Origin of the sequence: Phytobacter sp. V69, from assembly GCF_965644215.1 — a bacterium.
Taxonomy (GTDB): Bacteria; Pseudomonadota; Gammaproteobacteria; order Enterobacterales; family Enterobacteriaceae; genus Phytobacter.
The window spans coordinates 1-5,616 of the sequence record NZ_CBFFRL010000250.1; the positions used below are offsets into that span (position 1 = coordinate 1).

General features: G+C 52.7%; 5 protein-coding genes and 1 tRNA gene. 4 read left to right on the forward strand and 2 right to left on the reverse strand.

Annotated elements, in window-relative coordinates:
• Positions 1-71 precede the first annotated feature (71 nt).
• Both ACSZPU_RS22690 and yejK read right to left on the reverse strand, forming a co-directional pair.
• On the reverse strand, positions 72-701 hold the full coding sequence (locus ACSZPU_RS22690; protein WP_499003428.1) for a hypothetical protein: 630 nt from the start codon (positions 699-701) through the stop codon (positions 72-74).
• A gap of 7 nt (positions 702-708) precedes the next feature.
• Complete coding sequence (gene yejK / locus ACSZPU_RS22695) at positions 709-1,713, reverse strand: nucleoid-associated protein YejK (protein WP_499003431.1); 1,005 nt, start codon at positions 1,711-1,713, stop codon at positions 709-711.
• Between the two features lie 132 nt (positions 1,714-1,845).
• Here yejK and ACSZPU_RS22700 point away from each other — a divergent pair, with 132 nt between their 5' ends.
• From ACSZPU_RS22700 to ACSZPU_RS22715, 4 genes are all read left to right on the forward strand, one after another.
• A complete protein-coding gene (locus ACSZPU_RS22700; RefSeq protein ID WP_039079937.1) occupies positions 1,846-2,073 on the forward strand; it encodes a YejL family protein in 228 nt (75 codons plus the stop codon).
• Between the two features lie 18 nt (positions 2,074-2,091).
• Positions 2,092-3,852 carry an LPS biosynthesis-modulating metalloenzyme YejM gene (gene yejM, locus ACSZPU_RS22705; protein ID WP_499003433.1) on the forward strand — a complete coding sequence of 587 codons (1,761 nt, stop codon included), beginning with the start codon at positions 2,092-2,094 and terminating at the stop codon, positions 3,850-3,852.
• 75 nt (positions 3,853-3,927) lie between these two features.
• Positions 3,928-4,004: transfer RNA gene (locus ACSZPU_RS22710), tRNA-Pro, on the forward strand.
• Positions 4,005-4,193: 189 nt separating this feature from the next.
• Positions 4,194-5,435, forward strand: a complete 1,242-nt coding sequence (locus ACSZPU_RS22715; RefSeq protein ID WP_499003436.1) for an integrase domain-containing protein — start codon at positions 4,194-4,196, stop codon at positions 5,433-5,435.
• Positions 5,436-5,616: the final 181 nt, after the last annotated feature.

Sequence of the window (5,616 nt, forward strand, 5' to 3'; positions counted from 1 at the left end):
GACTCTCAGAGTCTGGACTGAGTACGCCCCTATGGGGCGTTATCAATGCCACCTGCTATGCAGGTGGTTTTTTACGTCTCATCAAACTCAATTAGCGGTTTGCCCGTTCGCGGATCGTCCGGTTGTGTCCGTAAATCATCACGCTTGAGCTGGTTCAGCAATGCTCGCTGACGAATGGATGCGTTATCTGGCGTCCACGGCAAAATGCGAATCGGGATAAGTTGCCCCTCGCTTAACGCATCAAACACCTTTTCGTTGCTCAGTAAATCTGCGCCCTGCCACGTACGGCCGTCAAACTGAAAATCGAACCAGACTTTAAGCTCCAGCTCATCAATATGCTCATGGCGGGAATGTCGCTCAAGTTCGAGCTGAATATCCGTCTCTGCTCGCGCTTTACGCACCACCGTCGCATTCAGGTTTAGCCCGTGTCGTTTCAGCTGCCCTTGCTGGTAATAGTAACCGATGCTGCTCAGGGTCGATTTGAACGCAAAACCGATGAGAAAAAGCCCCACGCACAGAAATACACCGCTGAAAATCCACAGCATCAAACGCCCGTCGCTGCGAGCAAAGATAAGCAGCGACACCGTGCTAAACAGCAGGCCTAAGCCAAAAATCAGAACAAATACGAGCAGGTGCTTACGCGCCACCTGTCGCAGCAAGGCTACGTCGACAGGTGGCTTCTGGCGTATTGCGTTACGCATCGCGCAGTCAGTTTCCGCCGGTTCTACGCTGCAACTGATCGCGCAGGTTTGGCGGCGTGCCTTTAATGGTCAGCGTATCGGTCGCCGGGTCCCAGAAAATGCGCTCGCCGAGTAACATCGCATCAAAATTGATGGTGAGGCCACCGCCGCTGCCGGCAAATTTGGTCAACTGGCGCAGCGTACCGCGATCGGCCGGGAAGCTCTCTTCAAGCTCATAGCCTTTTTCTGCGGTAAAGTCCTGGAAGCTGACTTCACTGACGCCCGCCAGCTCTTTCGACAGCGATTCCAGTTCAATCTCTTCGCCCGCCTGCAGTTGTTCATTGCAATAGGTGTAGACCTGCTGGCGAACATCCTGACGTTCTGATTTATCCAGCTGTGCCTGCGCGGTAAAGTCATCCACTGCCTGCAACAGGCCGCGGTTCTGCGCTTTCGCGTTAAGCCCTTCGGTTGCGCCGAGGAAATCCATAAAGAAGTCGGAGACTTTGCGGCCAACACGCCCCCGGAGGAACGTCAGGTAGCGGGTTGATTCCGGGTTGGTTTCCCACTCGGTTAAATCCACGCGCGCCACGATATCCGCATGGTTAATGTCGAGATAATGCGTCGCGCTGATATCCAGCTGTTCATTCACACGCATGCTGCTTAAGTTGTTCAGCACGGCGACCAGCATATATTCCACCGCCAGGTAGCGATAATGGCAGAACAGCACAATGCCGCCGTCCGCAAAGGGATATTTCGCCAGTTCATCACGTAAGCGCCCGGTTGCCGCACGGCTGAACGCGAGAAAATCTTCCTCGCCCTGACGCTGAAGGCGCAGTGCCTGCGCCAGTTCGCTGTCGTCGTTAAACAGGCCATAGGCTTTACTTTTTGCGCTGTAAACCCGGTGTAACTCGGCGACCATCTCCTCAACGGGAGCGGTCGGTTCCAGCAAAGATTCGCGCAGCACCAGCTCAAGGTTTTGCTCATCGCGCTTGATAAGCTGGTGCAGGGCAATCTGGTTGATGTCCAGACTCATGATAAACTCTCCTTTTAGACCGGGCGGTATTCAACCACCACGCAAGCAACTGTGCAACTGCTGATAAAAAAGCAGAAAAAAAGCTGTTGCTACGGTAATATGTTGCCCTTTATGAATAACTGATTTCGATTTATGCCACAAATTTCCCGCTACAGTGATGAACACGTTGAACAACTGCTGAGTGAGCTGGCTAACGTGCTGGAAAAACACAAGTCTCCGACCGACCTTTCCCTGATGGTTTTAGGGAACATGGTCACGAACTTGATCAATACCAGCATTGCCCCCGCTCAACGTCAGGCTATCGCAAAATCTTTCGCCCAGGCGTTGCAGTCGTCCGTCAATGACGATAAAGCGCATTAAGGTAAACAGCGACAAGTTATGGTGACTCATCGTCAGCCCTACCGTGAAAAAGTCTCCCAGATGGTAAGCTGGGGGCACTGGTTCGCCCTGTTCAACATGCTGTTGTCCATGGTGATCGGTAGTCGCTATCTGTTTGTCGCCGACTGGCCGACAACGCTTGCCGGGCGGATTTACTCTTACCTGAGCGTGGTCGGTCATTTCAGCTTTCTGGTGTTCGCCACCTATCTGCTGATTTTATTCCCCCTCACCTTCGTGGTAGTGTCCCAGCGCCTGATGCGGTCCCTTTCCGTCATTCTGGCGACCATGGGCATGACGCTGTTGCTTATCGACAGCGAAGTTTTTACCCGTTTCCACCTGCACCTCAACCCTATCGTCTGGGAATTGGTTATCAACCCCGACCAGAATGAGACCGCGCGTGACTGGCAGCTGATGTTTATCGCCGTGCCGGTTATCCTGCTCGTTGAGATGCTGTTTGCCACCTGGAGCTGGCAAAAGCTGCGCAGCCTGACCCGGCGGCGGCGTTTCGCTAAACCAGTAGCCGGTTTCTTTTTCGTTGCCTTTATTGCCACCCACGTGATGTACATCTGGGCGGATGCGAACTTCTATCGGCCCATTACCATGCAGCGTGCGAACCTGCCGCTCTCTTATCCGATGACGGCGCGCCGTTTCCTCGAGAAACATGGTCTGCTGGATGCCCAGGACTATCAGCGGCGCCTGATTGAGCAAGGTAGCCCGGAAGCCGTGTCGGTACAGTACCCGTTAAGCGATCTGCGCTATCTGGATATGGGGCCAGGACAAAACGTTCTGTTGATTACCGTTGATGGCCTGAACTACTCGCGTTATGAGAAGCAGATGCCTGCGTTGGCCGCATTTGCAGAACAGAACGTGACATTCACGCAGCATATGAGCTCCGGCAATAACGCGGACAGCGGCTATTTTGGTCTGTTCTACGGTATCTCGCCGAGCTATATGGACGGTGTACTGTCAGCGCGGGTGCCTGCCGCCCTGATCTCTGCGCTGAATCAGCAAGGTTATCAGCTAGGCCTGTTCTCGTCCGATGGGTTCAGCAGTGCGCTGTATCGTCAGGCGTTGCTCTCTGATTTCTCGCTGCCTGCGGCGAAAAAACAAACGGACGAACAAACTGCCGATCAGTGGATCGACTGGCTGGGCCACTATGCCCAGGACGATAACCGCTGGTTCTCCTGGGTAGCGTTAAACGGTACCGGTTTGCAGGACAGCAATCAGCAGAATTTTGCGCGTCGCTATGGTCGCGCCGTCACCGATGTGGATGCTCAGATTGGTCGCCTGCTGGACGCACTGCGTGAATCTGGCAAGCTGGATGATACGGTGGTGATCATTACCGCCGGTCACGGTATGCCTGCCGACAAACCGAGCTCTGACTTTGCCTGGTCGCGCGATAATCTGCATGTGCCGCTGGTCATTCACTGGCCGGGCACGCCGGCACAGCGCATTAATAAGCTGACTGACCATAAAGATGTAATGACAACGCTGATGCAACGCCTGCTGCACGTCAGTACGCCAGCAAACGAGTATTCACAGGGTCAGGATCTGTTTAACGCCACGCGCCGCCATACATGGGTAACCGCAGCAAGCGGCGATGCGCTGGCGATCACCACGCCACAGATGACGCTGGTGCTGAATCAGAACGGCAGTTATCAGACCTGGAATCCGCAGGGTGAGAAGGTTCATGACCAGAAACCGCAGCTCAGTTTGCTGCTACAGGTCCTGACCGACGAAAAACGTTTTATCGCTAACTGATTGATTAATTATGAATCAGTTAGCTATCCCTCACTTGCAATCAGCGGTGAAAAGGGTAGTATTACCGCCACAAATCGGCACGTAGCGCAGCCTGGTAGCGCACTGTCATGGGGTGTCAGGGGTCGGAGGTTCAAATCCTCTCGTGCCGACCAAATCATTATTCTGGATGTATCGGATACATACGGAAACCCCACAAAAACCCGCATTCTCACTGAGTCTGCGGGTTTTTTGTTGTTTGCAATTATCGGTATTGACCGTTTACAGCCGGATTTTTTAGTTATACGGTTAGATATACGACAGACAGATAGCTAAGCATCGTATAGCTAAAACCGGTATCCCCTATGGCACGTATAACTACCCCGCTGACCAACACCGAGATCCGCGCTGCAAAACCATCTGCAAAAGAGTACACGTTACAAGATGGCAGTGGCCTGTATCTTCTCGTTAAGCCCAGCGGTTCAAAGATATGGCGTTTCTCTTACTATCGCCCCACGGACAAGAAACGCACCCTAGTAAGTTTCGGAGCGCTTGAAGATATTACGCTTGCTGATGCCAGGAAACGGCGTGATGAATACAGGTCGCTTATTGCGCAGGGAGTTGACCCACAAACTAACCAGCAGCAAAAGCGCGAGGCCGAAGAACAACGCCGGGGAAACACTTTTCAGAAAGTGGCCGCAGACTGGTACGAGATGAAGAAAAGCCAAAATCTGGCAGCTAACACCATAAAGGACATATGGCGGTCACTTGAAAAGTATGTATTCCCGAGCATCGGTACCACTCCCATCAATGAACTGACAGCGCGTAAATTCGTCATCATCCTTGAGCCAATCAAAGCGCGAGGAAATCTCGAAACGCTGAAACGAGTGTTACAGCGTATCAATGAGGTAATGGATTTTGCGGCTAATAGTGGACTAATAGAAATCAACACCGCTGCGAACGTCCGCAAAGCCTTCCCTACTCCTATCAAAAAGCACATGCCGACTATCCGGCCAGAGCAACTGCCTGAACTCATGCAGGCACTATCCATCGCCAGCATCGAGCGACAAACCCGCCTGTTGATCGAGTGGCAGCTACTAACCGTGACGCGCCCGGTCGAAGCCGCAGAAGCCCGATGGGAAGAAATTAACCTAACGGATAACACATGGACGATACCAGCAGGACGTATGAAGATGCGGCGGGATCACATCATACCATTAAGCACACAAGCGCTTGCTGTGCTGGATGCGATGAAACCAATCAGCGCACACCGCAAATACCTATTCCCCAGTTTTAAAACCCCTACCCTACCAATGAGCAGTCAGAGCGCGAACGCAGCATTACGACGCATGGGCTATCAAGGCGTGCTTGTTTCTCACGGCCTTCGCGCCATATTCAGTACCGCAGCCAATGAAGAAGGATTTGAGCCAGACGTGATAGAAGCGGCCCTTGCTCACGTGGACACGAACGAGGTTCGCCGAGCATACAACCGAAGCAACTACATTGAAAAACGCATTGTGCTAATGCGCTGGTGGGGCGAATTTGTGGAAACGGCAGCGACAGGGGTAACTCTGGCAACTGGGACTCGAGGGCTTAGGCCTGTATGAAATGCCAGGCTGATTTTTTATACACGTAACCGATGTAAACAGGCTGAAAACGATCTATCATGAGCAAAACCGAAGGAAACAGACGGTAACAGAATGGGCCGCGTCTAGGCTGTGTCCCTTAATTGCATAACCTCTTGTAAAACAATCGGATGCAACCCAGCTTGACCATTGAAAGATAATT

What these genes read in the sequence shown, in the direction of transcription:
- ACSZPU_RS22690 (WP_499003428.1), bottom strand. Translation starts at nt 701, where the DNA reads ATGCGTAACGCAATACGCCAGAAGCCACCTGTCGACGTAGCCTTGCTG.
- yejK (WP_499003431.1), bottom strand. Translation starts at nt 1,713, where the DNA reads ATGAGTCTGGACATCAACCAGATTGCCCTGCACCAGCTTATCAAGCGC.
- ACSZPU_RS22700 (WP_039079937.1), top strand. Translation starts at nt 1,846, where the DNA reads ATGCCACAAATTTCCCGCTACAGTGATGAACACGTTGAACAACTGCTG.
- yejM (WP_499003433.1), top strand. Translation starts at nt 2,092, where the DNA reads ATGGTGACTCATCGTCAGCCCTACCGTGAAAAAGTCTCCCAGATGGTA.
- ACSZPU_RS22715 (WP_499003436.1), top strand. Translation starts at nt 4,194, where the DNA reads ATGGCACGTATAACTACCCCGCTGACCAACACCGAGATCCGCGCTGCA.